Source organism: Synechococcus sp. SYN20 (genome assembly GCF_014279555.1).
Lineage (GTDB): Bacteria > Cyanobacteriota > Cyanobacteriia > PCC-6307 > Cyanobiaceae > Synechococcus_C.
Window position 1 is genome coordinate 864,174 of the sequence record NZ_CP047959.1, and the last position, 17,605, is coordinate 881,778.

The following is a 17,605-nucleotide window of genomic DNA, read 5'->3' on the forward strand; positions in this document are numbered from 1 at the left end:
CATCTGTTTATGACTAGGGATCTTTCGTTTCCAAAGCTGAACAAGTATTTCGCTTTTATCGGGTAACTCTTTCAAGTTGAGAGCCCGAGCTGTCCGTGGCTTATTTGGTGCTGATGTTATTTTGAGGTTGCATGTGATGTTGCCCACCTTGAGTTAGCGAGCTACGAACGACAAGGCAATGAGTTCTGCTGGTTTTACTCCATAAAAGCCAACGAAGCCTACAACTAGACGTCATTTGGGTACATCCTCAAGGCGTTCCAGCCGCATCAACAGTTGCCCTAGCTTGATTTCCGGTCTGTCAGCTTTTGCTTCTGCTTTGATGCTAATGAGCAGGCTTATTCCTTCCTAGTCAGGCGTAAGCCAGGTCTTGTCTGTTGTGCATTGCTTAACTGCAAATATCCGGACGCGAGATACATCTAGAGTATCATCTGAGTGTAGATTGTCCTTGGTGAGAGCAACACCTGAAATCATTCACCGCGTTATTGAATTTCGCTTGTGTAGGACTACAGTAAATCTGATTAAGGTTTTTATTTTTTGAATTTTATTTATCCAATGATATTTGGTGATTTCATTAGATAAAAAGGCGAGCCATCTTCAAAGCGAATATTGCTTCAAATTAATAATCATACCTATAGGGCAAGAGTAACTTGGTTTAGAAGCTTGAGGATGCCCTAAGAATGTCCTTTCTTGTAAACAGATCACGTGGTTGCAATGCATCATGTCTAAGGTGATTTAATGTAATCCGCTTCTTGCTACCAATGAAAATCTATTTGGGATTGTTTGCTGGGTTGCTTCTGCTAGGAGTTGATGCTCAGGCCAATACCAAATCTATGACCAGGTCTGGAGTAAGCGAGGAGATCACGCTCAATCTCCTACGGTCCAAAGTCCCACAAGATGCAACCATTACTGATACATCCTGCAAAGAAATTCAGATTAGGTTAGATACGTCATATCGTTGCACAATCACTTGGGAGGAAAACTAGATCTGTTTCTTGATAAAATTTTTCCTAAAACCCTCTAGTTGATATAATGATTTCTTTTTGATATCTAGCATTATCCGCCTATTGAGGATTCTTTGCTAATGTCAGTTTCCAGAAACTTTTCCTTTTTTTTCAAATACTCCTAGCAAATTTCGTTTTGTTGGTATTCGACCGATAACTGATTAGCAGATTATGCACCTATTGGCTAATATTTGCCCCTAAATCTTGATGAGCTCATCACTCGATATAGAAATATATTGCTTCTAGAGAATGCCATTTAAGTCTTTTCACCTTAAAGCGTGGATCAATTTTTTATAGATTAGTTTTATGCTGGGTTGAACAGTAATTCTACTTCCAGGTTCTCAGGTTTTGTTACTGTACTCTTCTCTTCTTTTGAATTTTTAATATGCCTTAGAATACTTTTCTCGCTGGCCGCAGCGAGGCAGTTATTTATTAATGGTTTGATTTGGCGTCAAATTGTCTTGTTGGATACGCCTATGGATCTCATCATGTATTTATTGTTGTCTTCAATCTTGTTTTGCTTTAAGTTATTGATATTCAATAGAGTTTAAATTTACTTTGCTCAGTTTTCACTTTGTCTTCTTGAGGAATTTACGCTTTTCCCCGTCATTCTCCCTATCAATGCGTTCCCCAAAAGAGTTATCCGCCCAATCCTTTGCCGCGTTGTCTACCTATCTTTTCTAGGTTGATGTATGTCTCGATGCCATGTTTACTGGACATCCGCAGCTATCTAAAGATCACACCACATCGTTTGCCAAGTGTTAGATACTCACTAAGACGTGTTGCGCATATGCGTTGTTGCAATGGTTTTAATTGAGTTTCCCAATCCCTTGTGGATGCCGTGTTTCTGGTGGGGCTTCTTCCCTAGGAGGGCTTAAGAGGTGAGATTAATTCGTGGCTAGCGTGACATTCTTTCGCTTTTTGTGATATTTCAGAATAAAATTATGCAAGAAAAAGCCAGATCTTTGTCAACTCTAGCCATCTGTTCTTCTCATTGATTTTAGTCTCAAAATAGTGCTTCACATTTTGGCTGCTGTTTCACGACTAATATTTTTGTCTCATCGTAAAATTCTTCCATCATTGTCTCAGCCATATTTTTTCTCATTTCTTTGATTGTGTCTCTTGCTATTGCTTCGCTGAGTTTATTCATTGTGTAGTAATAGCAAGTTGCTTGCATCCAACCTGTGGCAATTGACACCTGAGTTAACTTCTGTTTCTCCAGAATAGTCATTGCTATTGATGGAGAGAATGAGTATGCAAAAGTGATCGCAGCAAGGCTCATGAAAAGTTTTCTCATAAGTAGTCCCTTAAGAATTCATAACCTGCACTGCCTGATTAGAGAAGCAGGTCAATCAATCTTAACAGCTAATTACGATCTTTTGTCATCACCTGGTTCCAGATATTTTGCGATACAAGTTGTTATGCAAATCCCATCGTGCAAATTACAGTGAGTTACGCATTCCAGGTAAGCATCAACAGCTTGCCAGCGCTCTGTAATTGAGGTGTGGCTATGTTCGCCTTTGAAAGCTCTCATGATTTCCTCTCGGATGAGACTGGAATAGTCGAGGTTTATCTATTCTGTCAATTCAGTTATTGCGAAAGTAATAGTACCCGTTTAGATTTTTAATTAAGTCTTCATTCAACTCTCACTTTTTCTACAGAATGCTATGGGAAGGCGCTTGAAGCGCGCATTTCGTCAGTACAAGTCTGTAGATACTCGCGTATCGAAAGCTTCGTTTGAGGATATATTCACTCCTGCTATTAGAGACTGCTTCACCTGCTAAAAGAACGCACTCTTCTCTGTGCTACTGACATTGATGCCTGTATCCGTACCTCCCGTCCCGTATTCATTGGGCGGCTGTTATGACCTTCATCTACGTCGAATATCCAGCTGCGGTCGTTACTGATCCTGTAATCATTGCCCCGACTCTCTTCCTTTTGAGCACCATCGACACCAAGCGTCCGTTGCACTTTCGCATTACCTGGCAACCTGTACCGTTCGCTCTGATTGCCCTCATCGGAACCAGGATCGCCTGGGCTTCGACTTTTGGAAATGTTATTAAGATTTTCTTTTACTTCGACCCTGCTTTTAGAGCGTTGAGAGAGTTCGAGGGGAAGTCTCTTCAGTTTGAGGACAGGCCTTTTCGAGGTCCTAACCGTCGTTGATTGCGTGCTGTCTCCAGTTTCAGCAAGAAGATCTAGCCCTGCTCGATACATCGTTCTCAAAGACGGATTGTTGTAGAGCCAGGTCCTGACTCAAACGTCCGTTGCAGAGCTGAAGGCAACAGCATGTCAGTGCATCCAGATTTCCCTTTTTCAGAACTTGAGGCCATCACTTAGCAAGATGTGATTTGTATGTGGGGATGGCTAGAAGTTCCATTCATCCGATAATCTTGTTTCAAAGTCCAAAATGGACGTTTTGTTCAAGTGATCGACGCTGATCCATCGATTGTGCTATCACTGGATCACGCCAAAGTGCCCGAAAAAGAGCCCACTGCGCGAGAACAGATAAGCGTTTTTTCAATGAACCAAGAAACACTGCCAACAAAGCGGGGAACCGTAGCTTCGAGACCAAACGGGGCAACGACAACCAAAAAGCAATCAGAATTAATCACCTGGGAGGAACTGATAGGCAAACGCTAAACATGGTGCTTGAAGATGCCCTATAACTACTAGATATGGTGTCGAAGGTGTCAAGTCCGAGCAGCTGCCGGAGGGCACATGATTTTCAAGTAGCTCGCAGCTTCGACAAGCACAAATGATTGATGGCCCTCCTAAGGGGCCAGCATGCTGATGGCCATCTCTGGACAGCGTGACGTTTCTTTGGGTTTTGGTAGATCCTTGTCTCTCCATCAATATCAATTTATGAGGCGCCGCGAGAAAAGCTCTTATCGCGATCATTGGTAGGTGGTTTGCTTAGGTTTCGATTTTCGGAATCGTCCCATAGATTTTTCCCCTACCTCAAAGCTGTTTTCAAATCTTTCAGGGACTTCAAGGGCAGATCACCCCAGCGTGAGGGAAGGTCTTTCCAAGCCCTCAAACGCCGATAATCAAGTGCTGGTCCAGCATTTGATTATCGGCTCCCTCCTTAGGCCTGGGAAGAAGCGTTGCCAATTGTTATATATGTTCAATTGCTGGCATCAGGGATGAATGCCGATCGCGAAGCGATAAGCGTTAACCGTTGTACGGTTTGCGAGCTGATTGTCCAGTATCTGCGTCATGTGGATCAATAAAAACCGAGCGCCTTGGGACTCGCCACATTAAGAACGAGCCATGTCACCTCAGGGCAGACGCTCAGCTGGGTGGGAGGAGCCTGATCAGCTCCTCACTCCTTCTACATAAGCAAGATTGGGACAGGAAAGCTAGTGATAGTGGTTCACTGAAAACTGATCAACTGTGACTGGCTGCCCACCAACTCAAGAACGTCAAATCTCCTCGGGGCTCGACGCACGCATCAACCAATGGAAATCTTTTGGTCCTCAGCGAGTGCTGAGGATGACGGTTGAGGATTGACTCAAGAATTCACTTGGGCAGAGAATCAGCCCCCATCGACTTGGCAACCCACAAGTGCTCCAGCGGCACCACCAACGGGTACACCGATCCAGCGGCCATTGCCTCGTGACAACACTGCGCCAAGGCCAGCACCTAATAGACCTCCGATCACACTGCCTTCTAAGCAACTATTGGTATCTTCATTAATGACATTGACATCACGGTTTGAACGGGCCTGGGAATGTTGAGGTGATCTGCGATAACGCTTATAGAGGTTGTCTCGTTCATAGTTATCTCGTTCGTAGTCATACACCGTGTATGGTTCGGACAATGAAGGTGTGGCTGTTAGTAGCATAAAAGCTAAAGCCAGCCCAGATCTTTTCATGGTTTGAGAAGCAACGACACCATCCTTCTCCAAATAAGCATGAACTTGATGACTGAATCAGCTCGGTGATGCGTCTGGATGTGACTGATATGGATTAGAGAATAGTTTTTATGGTCAGTTCAGATCTCTTCAAGCATATTGTTCTGAGTTGTTGTGATTACAAGCGAAGGCATCAGGAATGAATGCCGATCGCGAAGCGATAAGCGTTAACCGTTGTACGGTTTGCGAGCTGATTGTCCAGTATCTGCGTCATGTGGATCAATAAAAACCGAGCGCCTTGGGACTCGCCACATTAAGAACGAGCCATGTCACCTCAGGGCAGACGCTCAGCTGGGTGGGAGGAGCCTGATCAGCTCCTCACTCCTTCTACATAAGCAAGATTGGGACAGAAAAGCTAGTGATAGTGGTTCACTGAAAACTGATCAACTGTGACTGGCTGCCCACCAACTCAAGAACGTCAAATCTCCTAAGTGCGTCGATGCTGAAACTCAGGAGCAATCTGAGATCATTTGAAACTACTTTGAGGTTAATAATCGAAGCGTAAAAGCAACAGGATTTCTGAACACTGATGCCATTTCGCTGACATGACAAATTTTGTTGATGCGGGCCGTTTTCTAGGATTTTTCGCTGCAGGTTTTACTCGATGGCATAGAAACGATTGATGAGACCATTGGGGTAATGCTGAAAGATGCTGCTGAGTTTTTAAATGATTATTTATTAGTGATTTATGCAGCCGATGACTCAGTCAAGGCTTGAGTCATCTTTTGTAAGTCAAGCGTGATGTGATTAAGTGATTCTCCCGAGGAGTTATAATTTATTGTAGTACTTGAATAGTGCTTTTCAAATAATGTCTGCGCATATTCCTTTGGTTCCTTTGGTCGCGGAATTTGTCGATAACTCTATGTCTGAAATTATTTAGCTTCAGCTCAGCTTTCCTGGCTTAGTCTTTTAGCCAATGGTGAAAAAATCTTGGAGACAGACGACCGCTTAAATGTTTTTTGTGGATTTAATAAGTTTCTGCTACGAGAGAGCGTTCAGACTCTCTGATTAGATAGAAGATATTTAAAGATGCCAATATGATTTATTAAATGGAGCCATGTTTTTATTCATTGATACAGCATATTCAGTTGGAAGCCCCATCATTACTAGCCCCATCAATCATTCTTCTTGATCGATTGGAGTCGCAGCAAGCAGAATTCCACCATCAGGATTAGAGCAGTTTCAGCACCAATCGTCGATTTCGCTTAGATTTCGCCAAACTTCAAGTACCCATCAAAGTAGATCGTGAAGTTGCAGCAGCAACCATTTTCCATTCAGTGCCAGGACTCTTTGGTGATGCGTCTGAGCCATTGTCATATGTAATGGGCTAGCTATTTCTAGGAAGCAAGTGTATGCCGTAACCGATCTGAGCAATTGTCTGCTTAGCTTTGTTTGATCATGAAAGATATGATTAACGAAAGAATATTAATAGAATTATTTCCCGGAAGACAGCTTTTGTAATCTCTTGTCTGTCAGCGTAGAAGCATTTGGTTTGTACGAAAAGCGCAGACATTCCTTTTTTTATCAACTCTTCCCTCTCTAGTGTCAAAACTAAAGGTTGAAGCCGCTTCCGACTCATGCATTGGACCCCTACAGCCGAAAAAAGCCTCAAGGCAGTTCCTTTTTTTATTCGTGGTGTTGTCAAGAAGGGCGTCGAGAGTATGGCGACGAAATGCGGACAAGCTGAAATTGACGATGCTTTTTATCTCAAAGTAAAATCATCTAGGGGGCGATGATGGCATTGATTTCAAAAAAAATGGTTGCAAAATAATTTAGGTGCTTGTAGTGGAAGAGAAGTAAACGCAATTATGGTCGAGATTGAATTCTCAATGCATGATTTGCCATTCATTGCTTTAAGTCCTATTTTTGCGTTTCCTTGTCTTTCGATAAACTTAGTCCCTCGGTTTTCGTCTGCAATATGCTCTTCTGATTGTATTGTTAGCGAAAGTGATACGAAGTGCAATTAGCCGAATTATTAACATGTTCGCTTTTGCGGTTAAGAGGCTGCAACCCCAACTACCCACTTAACATTGAATATCCTTTTCCTGTCTTGCTAATGCAGCTTATTGTCGTCTGCTAATGTATTGCCTCTTTTCGTTATCACATGATTTGTAAAACTTTTTCAGAATTTTAGAGACATGCCGTTCCATAAATATGTAGCTTTGAGTGAATCTTAGGGTTTAGTTATGGGCTGATCCCCCACCCTTGGAATATAGTCTTGTTATTTGTATGCCTTCACCAGGGGATCGCTTAGACATTCTTGAAAGTATAGGTGTTTGTTTGGTAGTGACCACGTGAATCCCAAGACTTTGTAACAGTTTTGATATCCTTTCTTTGTTTTTGCTCTACCAGGAATAATGTAATTAATGCTTGCTTTAATTATTGTTGAATTCTTCTCAAGGCCTATAACTTTTAATCTCGCCACCATTGGTTTTTTGGGTGTACCAGTGCTATGAATGTTCTATACCCACCTGAAGCCATGTCACAACAATATTTTAAAGCATTCCAGGCCGTGGTTAAGTCTGATAGTAGTCTTCAGGCTAGGATAAGGTCTGCACCTAATGTGGAAGCAGTTGCTGCTATTGCTGCGGATATGGGCTTTCAACTCGATCCTGATAATGGATTACGTATGTTGCTGTGGGAGCTTCAGGAAGCAGATCTAGAGGGTGGAGACTAATTTTTTATTGATTAATACATTCATTTCTCGATAAGGTCCATGGACTAGATAGCCTGCGTATTAACTCTCCCCTCTAGCTTGGTTGCAAAGTCACCTTTTTGACTTTTAGAGGTTCGTCCCTTTTTTACCAATAATCTTTCTATTGATTGTTTGCCTAAGCGAAGATAGAATTGTCTTTAGTATGTTATTGCTTTAGAGGTTACGAGCTGTTTTTCTTGCGCTAAGTGTAGGCTGTAAGGGTTTATTTGATTATTCTAATGTGTCTCAGAGATAGTTGTTGTTCTATTAGATTTATCGTTTTGATTTCAAGCAGGGATTGAGGCTCTTTTTGTTTTAGTACCATTCATTGCTCATAGGATCTGTTTCTTGAGCTTTTAAGGTAATTGTTGTATCGCAGTTAGGGGGTGTGCCTTGAGTCGAGGCATTCTCTTCAGGCATAAACTTACTCTTCTAGATCCAGGCTTATTGTGTCGAGATGTTCTGTTGTGCATTGAACTTTGTCCCGTCTGGTTTAGGAGTAATGATGGTTATAGATGCTTGGAATTCTCATCATTTTTGGTTTGTGTTTTTGTTCCTTTTTGTTTTATTCTCGATTCCGCTATCAGTAATGTCTTTGTTGGACCTGTGTCATTCTTAAGGCTTGGTTTTTGAGCACGACCACATGACATTTGAGACAATGGCTAACGCATGCGATGTGCGCTTAGATGAAAGCGTGTTTATCAGCACTACATCCCTCTGGCCTGACAGCTCCAGACTTGGTTCCGTTGTCCACGCTGTTTAAGCATTTGGTTGTTTCTGCTAAAGCTTCTTTTAGCCGATTCTTGCTGAACTTTTTGCTTCTTGGGTAGACGCCTTCCTGTTCGTTTCCTGCTTCCCCTGTCATGGTTGTTTCCATCAACCTAGTGGCGGCTTGTTTGCTGAGCCTCTGTGTGATCTTTTCCGTCTCTATAGGACTGCTCCAAAGAAGTTGCACTAGTCCATCTATATCTGCTTTACCAGCCCTAGCTGGATGATGATCAACGAGTTCGACAATTTCGATTTAATGCCTACTATGGCGTTGCTCGGCACCGGTCTGCTCGGTGAGGCGATCGGCCGCCGTCTGCTCGAGCAGGGAGTGACGTTGAAAATCTGGAACGGAACCACAAAAAAATGTGAGCCGCTCCTGAAGCAGGGCGCTGCGCTGATCGAAAACCTCGATGAAGCAGCAAAGGGCTGTCAATCCGTGATCATGGTATTGCATGGCGGGCCCGAGAGTGCAGATGTGATTGCTGAGCTGGGTGACCTCCATACCGACTGCTGTCTGCTGCTCCGAAGTGGATGTGGCCAACCGGCAGTGCAGCTGCCAGCAAGCTGGCTCTCAACCAGCTCATTGCCAGCCTTACCCACGGCTATTCCTTGGCACTGCGATTGGTTCAAGCCTCAGGCTTAGAGGTTGAACGTTTTATGGAGGTGCTTCGCCCATCAGCCCTCTATGCACCAACCGTCGACAAAAAGCTCGACCGGATGCGCTCGAACGACTTCAGCAATCCCAACTTCAGTACCGCCCTGCTGCGCAAAGACTTGCAGCCTTTTGTACGTGAGGCGACCCTGGCTGGGGTGAATGCTGAGGCACTCGCGGGGTTGGTTGAACTCCTGACACGTGGGCAAGGAACCCCGCTGGATGTAGGTGATTATTCAGCGCTTCATGCTTTCACAGGAGGGTCAGTGGAGGAGAAATGAACCTTCTCCATGGGTTGCTTTCTTAGCGTCCTAACTGATACGAACACCGTCCGTAGATAAAAGATCGAATGATCATCCAACCTCTTACCCATTCGTCAATTGCCGCAAGCCGTCTCGGCCTGAAAGGAGCATCTAAGTATTGATCAGCAGGGAAAGTGATCAAAGGGCTGAAGCATAGTTGCATCGATCTTAGCCTCTGGATTGAGCTTCAAAACCATCCATAAAAGCATTGCTGAGCAGGCCTTTTCATCAGCGCCGTAGTCGTATTTCCAGTCTTTAACCATGCCAATGAGCTCATGCTGAGCATTGATGATGAACTCATCTGTCCATTCCTGCATAGCCAAATCGTTCAAATAGTGTCTAGTCTCACAGATCATCTGCTGGAGTGGAGTGGTCTGAATCTGCTGGTCAAGTTGTGTTCCTTGGCTGCCGAGAGAGATCCCGTTGATGACCTCAGACACTTGAGTTCGCCTTCTTTTGTAGCAACTGTGCTACGCCATTTCCAAAAGACCAGTCTTCACGTTGTGTGGGACTAATACTGATGAAGAGGTCTTCTTTGCGAAATCTTGTTTTTCCAGTTCTTCAGGGAGAACACGGAAGAGCTCAATCTTTAACTCCTTTCTTCTGGGTGAAGACGTGATCTGAAGTAGTAGGGGCGGCTGGCCTGATCGCTGAATCGCCTAGATGGTTGACTGATGCGCATTTGTGACTTTCTCGTTCGATAAAAAAATATAAAACCACCATCCATGGGGATTCCCCAAGCTTTCACAAAGTATGAGTTAATCGTGCTTTGAAGCTGATCGATGGCAGCTTCAGTCATCGCTTCAGTAATGTTAATGGTGGTGAGTGGCGTCCTAGGGCTTAAAATCTACGATTCTTTAATATCCTGTATTTATTGCTGGGTATTCTCTATCGTTTGTCCAGTTGTTTAACCTGTTTCTTGGTTCTTATGGAGATTTCTTGGCCCATCGTTCAGATGGCGGCTATATGTTGATTTGGCGCCATAAGACTTCTGATTTTTGTTTGGAGATGGCCGTACCACCTCTTGAAAGTCTTTGATATGTGCATGAATCCTTTCTTTCCAAACGACCGCTGTCGAAGGCGGTCATCATTGTCTTGATTTCTCTTGGTTGAACGATAAAGATGTCTTTTCATTCTTCTTTGGGGTGTTTTGGGGAGGCGGCGGCGATTAAAATGCGAGGTTGATCCCAAGGTTCAGCATTCCTTTGCTTTAAGTCCAATGGCATCTAGAGACACGATTCGGGCTGTATTTGCGGATCCTCAGCTTGACGGGATGGATGGTCTCTATCAAGCGATTGGAGAGATGTTGAAGGACGGTGTTGACTTTGATCGTGCGTATAGCTTGGTTGTTCAATCTGGCACTGATGCCTCTACAACATGGATCAAGTTTTGCGTTCAATCTGCTAGCCGATTCAGTGAACCGCCCGAGGAGTCAGAGTTCCTTGCCGTCTTAGAAGACTATTGCAGGCGACATATTGGAGCTTGAACGGTTTTGTGGATCATTGCTGGGATATGGAGGCTTGATTATTCAAGTTATTTGGATGGCTTCACGAGGTTGTTTTTTGAATCGCTGAAATCCAAGTTTTCGAGAGACGCTAATACTTTCGTTTTGGGTATGTTTTTGGATCAGTTCTTGCTGATTCGTTAAAGGCAAGATTGAATAAATACTTATGCGAGGATTCTTGTCTGTCGGCGATTGTTTACTTGTCTCCTAATCTTCTTCTTCGACTTTGGAGTTTTCTGCTGTCCATGCTCGCTCGAGTGCATTCACGTTTGCACTTCTTTCAGGAGACTCAACGATGACGTTGACGTTTCGCTTGGCAAGAATCAAGCGTACGAGGGAAACCAAAAACCAGTATGCGGTGGCAAACAGCACACTGAAGTAGACGAAACGCACTCTTTCTCCATCGGTGATCCACTGATGCTAAAGGGGCTTTGTGGGGCGTTGCGGCCCTGCAATCCCGTTTTGTTGCAAGCTGCTTGAGGGCTGTCTCCCTTGACCAACGTCCTAGTGACGAGTTTGATAGAACACTTTGGGATGGCAGCGATGCAAGACGATGCTCTTAAAGCGTTGATCTCTGATTTGGGAGAAGGGATCGTGATTGATCCAGAGCTTCTTGAGGGTTGCTCGGTTGCTGCCCATGATCTTGATGACATGGATGCTGCTCAAGCTGCTGAGGTTGCAGCCCACGTGTTTTTCATATTGTTTGAAACCAAGGTTTTGGAGCAGACCGGTGAGAGTGCAGAACCTGAAGAGGGTGAATGGTCTGGCTTAGTGAATGGGTTTCGCTTCGTCATTGAACGGGATGGTGATGGTGACCTTGTGGTGGATTTCAGTGAGGCTCAATCCGTGAGTCCCAGCGATGCTTGAGATTGGGCCCAATATCGGCTTGGAGCTTGTTTGTGACAGCTAGAGCATCAAGGTCGTTGCATGCGGATTGAGAAAGTTGAGCAGGTAGCCGCCTTGATCATTACGGCTGGACTCGTGCTTGGAAATTTTGTGATGTTCACTCCATGGAGGAATGACCTTGACCCTCGCAACCGCCAAGTGGCTCCGCTTCAAGCGCAGCCTGATCGACCATGATCAACCTTATCCCTGGTCTGTTGATAGGGAAGGCTGCGGTACGTCTGGCATGTGGCGAAGCGCGTTGTGATCACGGCTATAAAGCTTTATGCTCTGACTCCTTGGAGATCAAGATTTTGGGAAATTACACAGTTGCCATTCTTGCAACCATTGGTCTTGTGATTGTTTTTACTGTTCCTGTTGTCTGGCAATTTTTGCAGCCCAACGATGATGACTTTGGCGATATCAGTAAAAAGCCAAAGCAGTAATAAAACTGTTTACGATTGTAACTTTGATTGTGTTGCTGTAAAGCCTTAAATTTTCCTGGTTTATTCGCCATTTGAAATGTCTAACCCAGCCGATTAGGTTTGTTGTTCAGAATCATTGGGCATTCTCTCTTCTGGTGTTAGGCACTTTTTAATGATTGGTGATTCTTTACCTGCTTCCAAAGCTCTAATGTCTCGTTCAATGTTTTCGATAAAGAGTTTATTTCCATTGGCTTTGGCAATGCTTAGCACCTTTTTTAATCCCTCTAACAACTTTTCGTAATCGCTCATTGATCCTTTGTGGCTATCGCTAACGATGGATCAACCTTAGGCTTCAGAGCCTTCGTCATCAGATCTTCTCATCATTACAGCCTTAAATCCTTGGATGCTTTTGCTGGTTTGGCAATGCGCCTTTACACCGATGCCAGTGGCTGTTGGCTGCCCCAAACTGTAGAGAGTGAGATCGGAGGCGCTTTGGCAGACGACACTCCACCTGAGTGCTCAGCAGATGCAGGCTGATCTCAGATGCCTGCTTAACAGCCTCAATAAAGGCAGTCTCAACAAGATGCGTGCTTCTTTTGTTTGGCCTTGTGTTGGCTTAATGAGCACCCCAGCCTAGAGCCATGGTCCTTTAGATCTGAAGATAGTTGCTTTTTAGCAGCCTTCCGATCCCCGGTAACAGAGATGGAACCAGCATCAATCAGTGAGCTCGGCTGTCGTATTCAGTGGGAGGCAGGCCTGCTTCCCTTTCAGAAATTTGGAGAATCTTCATGAACAAAGCTGCGATGACCGCTTCTCAGACTCAGCCTTCCCTGATGTCCGTTGGAGCTGCCTCTGAATGTCGTTCTCGCAACGATCGTCAGACATATTTTTCCATCACAAGAAGTCTGGTTCAGGCACAGTTCAAGCTTGATGATCGGGAGTTATCTCGTCGCCTGTGGCAGGAGGTTGCCGATCGTGATCTTGAAGTGGGCCGTATTATTAATCTGATGTATGGATGTTGGTTCCACCAGAATGAGGATGAAATGTTAGAAGTTGACAATCGCCACCTTGAATTGTTTGTTGACTAGCTTGATAATTTCTTGTCTTTAAGTCGACGTATTTAATTGAATTAGATATTTATTTCTCAGGCAATTCGTACCTTTGTTGATAATAATTTTCTTGGTTTTGCCTTGCATGCTTTCTTGAGGCGTTAGCATTTTGTAGCTTTTATCTTTTATGTCTTAATGGGTTCTCAGCGTGCTGCCTTGTTATTAGCGGTTAAGATTTTTTTAATCAAAATCGCGATTTATTGGTTTGCAGAGCTGGTTGTTTGTCAGCTAGACGGAAGCAGGCTCATTTGTAAATTTATTGGGAAGGGTTTCCTGCTTGTGTTGTTAGCTTTGCGATTATGGACTTTGTTGTTTTACCCCAGATATGCAATGTCCTGAAGCTTAGGCGTCACAAACTTGATTTTAAAAATAAACAATATGCTGATAGCGTACAGTGTGTGTTGGATGAATGAGCTGGTAGTTGTTAATTTGTTTCCCGTATTTTTTCCCTTCCTCATTGCTCTAGGCATACGAGATTGTATTGATAGAATCTTTTTATTCAATCGCCTAAAGTATTCCTACTTGTCTACGCACATCTTTGCTGATGATGAGACTGAGTGGCTGCGTAGCGCCGACCTGCAATATGGGCCTCGCTTACAGATCTGAAGTTTCCAACATGGTCGTAATCCACCCCATTGGTTGTTGCAGAGACCGAATAGAGCCTTGATGTAACCTTCTGCACGCACCAATGCATGAAGCAGGATGGTGCCTTTTCGAGAGAATGCATTTTGTCCTCGACCTTGAATGTGTTGAAAGTAAGATAGGATTACTCAGCTGAGGCTCCTCCTTCACGAAAGTCCATTTGGCTTAATTTTTTCTTTGGTATTGTCGTCTTTGATGGTTGTTGGTCTTGTACCAGTGGCCCCAGTGCTGACCATGCTTTTAGGATCTCTTCTTTAATGGCTTGCTCGTTTCAATACGGCTATGGCCTATTGACCCATTCTTTTTGGCGCTGTTTAGGTTTTCCCATGGCTCTTGATCAACTCAAGGCTTTTCTCATCCAGATGCAAGATGACGAGGGGCTCAAATCCACAGTTCTTTCGGCATCAACAGCGGATGATGTAGCCAAAATTGCGGCCAAGCTTGGTTATGAGTTTTCTGGAGACGAGTTGCTACGTCAATCGGGTAAAAAGGTAGGACGCGTGACCGTCTCTAAGCAAGAAACACCCGGCGAATACAATTAATTGATCGCAATTGGGTTAATCTTCCTTTTTTGGGGTTTTGTTTATTCGATTGGTTCTCCATCGATGCTAATTTCAAATTCAATCCCGAATCGATGTGCCGTTGCTCTGAATCGTTTTGCTAGTTCAACAAATAGTTTTTTGACTAATTCGTCGTCAAATTCATAAATCTCTAAATTCGCTGTTTTTGCCATTGCTTGTAAATCTTCTATCAGTTTTTCTACTCTTGATGAAAAAACTTTGCCAAACCGAGCCCGTTTTTCTGTTGACGAATTGAAATCAGGCATCGTTGTCATGGTGTGCTCTCGATCCACATTGTTGCTCTGTGGCTAGTTTTGCATATTTTCTGGTGATCCTTGCATATTGTGTATGCTCACTACCCTATTGATCCGTCTTGAGATGGCTGGAGTGTTTACAACGCTGATTGAAAATCCTCTAACTCGTATCAAGAAAAGGAATTGTCTCTTGTCTCTATTTTTAGTTATCCCAGTCTGATATAAAGTGATGCTCTAATCGCCTGGAATCATTTTCTTTTGACCCTTGAGAAGTTATTTGGCGTATGTTGAAGAGTCCATGTGTTTGATGAGATCAATACACTTACAGCTGTAGGCCCATTCGTTGTCATACCAGGCAACGAGTTTCATGAATCGATCATTCAGTGCCATTCCAGCACCTGCATCAAATACTGATGTTGCACTATCACCGAGCAGGTCATTCGATACCACTTGATCATTGGTGTAGCCGAGAATTCCTTTTAATTCTCCTTCTGCAGCTGCTTTCATAGCAGCTTTTACCTCTTCATAGCTAGTTGACTTTTCCAGATTGACTGTGAGATCAACAACTGATACATCAGGCGTTGGCACCCTGAATGCCATGCCTGTGAGCTTCCCATTCAATTCTGGAATGACCCTTCCAACAGCTTTTGCAGCTCCTGTTGAACTTGGAATAATACTTTGCCCAGCTCCGCGTCCGCCTCTCCAATCTTTGTGTGAGGGACTATCGACTGGTTTTTGTGTTGCTGTCGTTGCGTGGACTGTTGTCATTAATCCGCTAACGATTCCAAAGTTATCATTAACAACCTTTGCTAATGGTGCGAGACAGTTTGTAGTGCAACTTGCATTCGATACGATCTGCTGACCTTGATAGTTTTTATGATTTACACCCATTACAAACATTGGAGTTTCATCTTTTGATGGTGCGCTCATCACAACACGCTTAGCTCCAGCATTGATATGTGCTCTCGCTTTGTCATCTGTGAGGAAAAAGCCTGTGCTTTCAAGGACGTAGTCGGCACCAATATCCCCCCACTTCAGCTGATTTGGATCTCTTTCCGCTGTGATACGGATTGACTTACCATTCACGACTAAATTGTTGTTTTCGACTTTTACATCGCCTGGGAATTTTCGGTGGGTTGAATCATACCGAAGTAGGTAGGCGAGATAATCCACATCGATTAAATCATTCACTGCTACGACTTCAACATCATCCATTGATACCGCCTGGCGAAAAGCCAGGCGACCAATGCGTCCAAACCCATTGATACCAATGCGAATGGTCATGGGTGGTTTCCTAAAAACTAGTTATAGGTGCTGTGCATCTCTTTGCATCTCCTCATTTGAGGATGCTCACATGTGATTGAGTACTATCACTCATACAGCCATTTTCGATGCAGGTCGGTTACTGCTTTGGGCGATTACAGGGTTGTTTTGATGTCACGACAACTTCATCACCAAGATTAATGTTCTTTATTAGTTTGTTGAGCTCTTTGTTCTTCATATTGATGCAGCCACCTGTGACGGGTTTACCGATGCGAGTTTCATCATTTGTTCCGTGAATGGCAAAGCTATACCATCGGTATTTCCCATCGTATTTGTTAAAACTAAAGGGCTGAGGTGTTGATGGTACTGGGGTTAGGCTGATATATCCTGATCCATACTCACCTGTTTCTCCGTCACCTTTGAAGTCTATGGAGTTCATATTATTAAATAAATTTTCTGACAGATAGCTTTTGGTTTTTCCTGATTGTTGGATCAGTGATTCATCCATCTCAAATCTGTCTTTACTCATAATCGCATTAACTTTAAAGGTTCCAAGTGGTGTAACACCTTCCTCAAATGTGCTGCCTATGCATCCCACTCCATTCTTCCCATAGCCCACCTCAAACACCATCCCTTTGCCTTCGTTTGGTGCTGTCCCTTGGCTTTCTTGTGGTCTTAGTTGATTGAGTTCGATTTCGATGGGCTTCTCTCCTTGTGACGAGACCTTTGTTGTGTTTGGTTGCTGCATGCATCCTGAAAGCATGAGAGCTGATGATGTGACCATCAGCATCTGTGCTACACGCATGATCGTTTTGGTGGATTCCCCACATCATGGCGTGGTTTGATGTGAATGCCTGCGATTCAAATGCCTGCGATTGAAATGCCTGCAAAAATGGTTGTGTTCTGAATGTTTTGGATTTGACGCTTCTGATCGCGGCTGCTTTTCTTCTGGGTTTGCTGGCCCTCACTCAGTTTCTTGTTCGCCGTGGAATGTCGAGCGGTGATGAGTAGCTCCACAGTTCGCATATCGTCCAGTTGAAGGCTTTTTACGAAATGGCTCCAGGTGATGCCATTGGCCTGATGATGAACCACCTTCACTTCTATTCATGACTTCACTTCTTTTGGCGGCTGCGTCTCCTGAAACCTTCAGTTGGTCCCCAAAGGTGGGTCTCTTGATGGTTTTATGCAATATTTTTGTGATCTATCTAGGCACGAAAATCTTTAAGGCTGGGGAAGGAACTCAGCTTCCTAATCCTAAATACTTTGGTGGCTTGGGCCTAGAGGCTTTATTGGCTACAACCAGTCTTGGTCATGTGATTGGCTTTGGTGTCATTCTCGGTGTCGGAGCTGCAGGCTTGCTTTAGGTTGTAAGTTCTTTGATCTTAGTTGGATAGAATACAGGCTTAGAAGTTCTCTTCAGTAGTTCGTTGTTTATCGCTATTGAGTGCTTCTTGCCTGGTTCTTCTGGCTTTGATTCATGCAAAAAGTCGATATTGTCATCATCGTATAGGCTGCTTCGCAATTCTTCCTTGATATCTTCACATCACTCCTGTACTAGCAGCCATTTCAAGGACCATACTCTTGGCCACGCCAAGCATTTGTTTCCTTTTGCTTGAGACTCGACTCCAAATG

General features: G+C 43.9%; 21 protein-coding genes. 12 read left to right on the plus strand and 9 right to left on the minus strand.

Annotated elements, in window-relative coordinates; genetic code table 11:
* Positions 1 to 2,007 precede the first annotated feature (2,007 nt).
* Positions 2,008 to 2,283 (minus strand): hypothetical protein, encoded by a 276-nt coding sequence (locus tag SynSYN20_RS04530; RefSeq protein WP_186524899.1) that lies wholly within the window; start codon positions 2,281 to 2,283, stop codon positions 2,008 to 2,010.
* Between the two features lie 581 nt (positions 2,284 to 2,864).
* Here SynSYN20_RS04530 and SynSYN20_RS04535 point away from each other — a divergent pair.
* Positions 2,865 to 3,167: a hypothetical protein gene (locus SynSYN20_RS04535; RefSeq protein WP_186524900.1), complete on the plus strand. Its 303-nt coding sequence runs from the start codon at positions 2,865 to 2,867 to the stop codon at positions 3,165 to 3,167.
* 1,372 nt (positions 3,168 to 4,539) lie between these two features.
* On the opposite strand, the gene SynSYN20_RS04540 is transcribed toward SynSYN20_RS04535, so the two are convergent.
* Positions 4,540 to 4,824, minus strand: a complete 285-nt coding sequence (locus tag SynSYN20_RS04540) for a glycine zipper 2TM domain-containing protein (protein WP_370586708.1) — start codon at positions 4,822 to 4,824, stop codon at positions 4,540 to 4,542.
* 1,670 nt (positions 4,825 to 6,494) lie between these two features.
* Between SynSYN20_RS04540 and SynSYN20_RS04545 the strand changes: the two genes are divergently transcribed.
* The gene (locus SynSYN20_RS04545) at positions 6,495 to 6,653 is read left to right on the plus strand and encodes a protochlorophyllide oxidoreductase (RefSeq protein ID WP_186524902.1); all 159 of its coding nucleotides are present in this window, start codon (positions 6,495 to 6,497) and stop codon (positions 6,651 to 6,653) included.
* Positions 6,654 to 7,369: 716 nt separating this feature from the next.
* Positions 7,370 to 7,594 (plus strand): Nif11-like leader peptide family RiPP precursor, encoded by a 225-nt coding sequence (locus SynSYN20_RS04550; RefSeq protein WP_186524903.1) that lies wholly within the window; start codon positions 7,370 to 7,372, stop codon positions 7,592 to 7,594.
* A gap of 700 nt (positions 7,595 to 8,294) precedes the next feature.
* Here the strand turns inward: SynSYN20_RS04550 and SynSYN20_RS04555 are convergent.
* Positions 8,295 to 8,489 carry a hypothetical protein gene (locus tag SynSYN20_RS04555; protein WP_186524904.1) on the minus strand — a complete coding sequence of 65 codons (195 nt, stop codon included), beginning with the start codon at positions 8,487 to 8,489 and terminating at the stop codon, positions 8,295 to 8,297.
* A 117-nt stretch (positions 8,490 to 8,606) separates the two neighbouring features.
* Between SynSYN20_RS04555 and SynSYN20_RS14655 the strand changes: the two genes are divergently transcribed.
* The gene (locus tag SynSYN20_RS14655) at positions 8,607 to 9,023 is read left to right on the plus strand and encodes an NAD(P)-binding domain-containing protein (protein ID WP_370586709.1); all 417 of its coding nucleotides are present in this window, start codon (positions 8,607 to 8,609) and stop codon (positions 9,021 to 9,023) included.
* Positions 8,912 to 9,313, plus strand: a complete 402-nt coding sequence (locus tag SynSYN20_RS14660) for an NAD-binding protein (protein ID WP_370586710.1) — start codon at positions 8,912 to 8,914, stop codon at positions 9,311 to 9,313. Before SynSYN20_RS14655 ends, SynSYN20_RS14660 begins: the two co-directional genes overlap by 112 nt.
* 143 nt (positions 9,314 to 9,456) lie before the next feature.
* On the opposite strand, the gene SynSYN20_RS14425 is transcribed toward SynSYN20_RS14660, so the two are convergent.
* Complete coding sequence (locus SynSYN20_RS14425) at positions 9,457 to 9,774, minus strand: hypothetical protein (protein ID WP_255476373.1); 318 nt, start codon at positions 9,772 to 9,774, stop codon at positions 9,457 to 9,459.
* Between the two features lie 779 nt (positions 9,775 to 10,553).
* On the opposite strand from SynSYN20_RS14425, the gene SynSYN20_RS04570 reads away from it, so the two are divergent.
* The 4 genes from SynSYN20_RS04570 to SynSYN20_RS04585 all read left to right on the plus strand — a co-directional run bounded on the left by SynSYN20_RS04570 (position 10,554) and on the right by SynSYN20_RS04585 (position 12,166).
* Positions 10,554 to 10,820 carry a hypothetical protein gene (locus tag SynSYN20_RS04570; RefSeq protein WP_186524905.1) on the plus strand — a complete coding sequence of 89 codons (267 nt, stop codon included), beginning with the start codon at positions 10,554 to 10,556 and terminating at the stop codon, positions 10,818 to 10,820.
* 510 nt (positions 10,821 to 11,330) lie between these two features.
* On the plus strand, positions 11,331 to 11,705 hold the full coding sequence (locus tag SynSYN20_RS04575) for a hypothetical protein (protein ID WP_370586711.1): 375 nt from the start codon (positions 11,331 to 11,333) through the stop codon (positions 11,703 to 11,705).
* A 60-nt stretch (positions 11,706 to 11,765) separates the two neighbouring features.
* Positions 11,766 to 11,918: a hypothetical protein gene (locus SynSYN20_RS04580; RefSeq protein ID WP_186524906.1), complete on the plus strand. Its 153-nt coding sequence runs from the start codon at positions 11,766 to 11,768 to the stop codon at positions 11,916 to 11,918.
* Positions 11,915 to 12,166, plus strand: coding sequence for a hypothetical protein (locus SynSYN20_RS04585; protein WP_186525763.1), 252 nt, complete (start codon positions 11,915 to 11,917; stop codon positions 12,164 to 12,166). The genes SynSYN20_RS04580 and SynSYN20_RS04585 overlap by 4 nt, the downstream gene beginning before the upstream one ends.
* 93 nt (positions 12,167 to 12,259) lie before the next feature.
* Here the strand turns inward: SynSYN20_RS04585 and SynSYN20_RS04590 are convergent, their stop codons facing one another.
* Complete coding sequence (locus SynSYN20_RS04590) at positions 12,260 to 12,454, minus strand: hypothetical protein (RefSeq protein ID WP_186524907.1); 195 nt, start codon at positions 12,452 to 12,454, stop codon at positions 12,260 to 12,262.
* A gap of 479 nt (positions 12,455 to 12,933) precedes the next feature.
* On the opposite strand from SynSYN20_RS04590, the gene SynSYN20_RS04595 reads away from it, so the two are divergent.
* Together SynSYN20_RS04595 and SynSYN20_RS04600 are read left to right on the plus strand one after the other, a co-directional pair.
* Positions 12,934 to 13,233, plus strand: a complete 300-nt coding sequence (locus SynSYN20_RS04595) for a hypothetical protein (protein WP_186524908.1) — start codon at positions 12,934 to 12,936, stop codon at positions 13,231 to 13,233.
* 989 nt (positions 13,234 to 14,222) lie between these two features.
* Positions 14,223 to 14,438 (plus strand): Nif11-like leader peptide family natural product precursor, encoded by a 216-nt coding sequence (locus SynSYN20_RS04600; RefSeq protein WP_186524909.1) that lies wholly within the window; start codon positions 14,223 to 14,225, stop codon positions 14,436 to 14,438.
* 41 nt (positions 14,439 to 14,479) lie between these two features.
* Here the strand turns inward: SynSYN20_RS04600 and SynSYN20_RS04605 are convergent, their stop codons facing one another.
* From SynSYN20_RS04605 to SynSYN20_RS04620, 4 genes are all read right to left on the minus strand, one after another.
* Positions 14,480 to 14,731, minus strand: a complete 252-nt coding sequence (locus tag SynSYN20_RS04605) for an RNA polymerase-binding protein RpbA (RefSeq protein ID WP_186524910.1) — start codon at positions 14,729 to 14,731, stop codon at positions 14,480 to 14,482.
* A gap of 252 nt (positions 14,732 to 14,983) precedes the next feature.
* Positions 14,984 to 15,994, minus strand: coding sequence for a type I glyceraldehyde-3-phosphate dehydrogenase (gene gap / locus SynSYN20_RS04610; protein ID WP_186524911.1), 1,011 nt, complete (start codon positions 15,992 to 15,994; stop codon positions 14,984 to 14,986).
* A gap of 118 nt (positions 15,995 to 16,112) precedes the next feature.
* The gene (locus tag SynSYN20_RS04615; protein WP_186524912.1) at positions 16,113 to 16,778 is read right to left on the minus strand and encodes a L,D-transpeptidase; all 666 of its coding nucleotides are present in this window, start codon (positions 16,776 to 16,778) and stop codon (positions 16,113 to 16,115) included.
* A 56-nt stretch (positions 16,779 to 16,834) separates the two neighbouring features.
* The gene (locus SynSYN20_RS04620; RefSeq protein WP_186524913.1) at positions 16,835 to 17,065 is read right to left on the minus strand and encodes a hypothetical protein; all 231 of its coding nucleotides are present in this window, start codon (positions 17,063 to 17,065) and stop codon (positions 16,835 to 16,837) included.
* A 14-nt stretch (positions 17,066 to 17,079) separates the two neighbouring features.
* On the opposite strand from SynSYN20_RS04620, the gene psaK reads away from it, so the two are divergent.
* Complete coding sequence (gene psaK / locus SynSYN20_RS04625) at positions 17,080 to 17,337, plus strand: photosystem I reaction center subunit PsaK (protein WP_186524914.1); 258 nt, start codon at positions 17,080 to 17,082, stop codon at positions 17,335 to 17,337.
* The last annotated feature ends 268 nt before the right edge of the window (positions 17,338 to 17,605 follow it).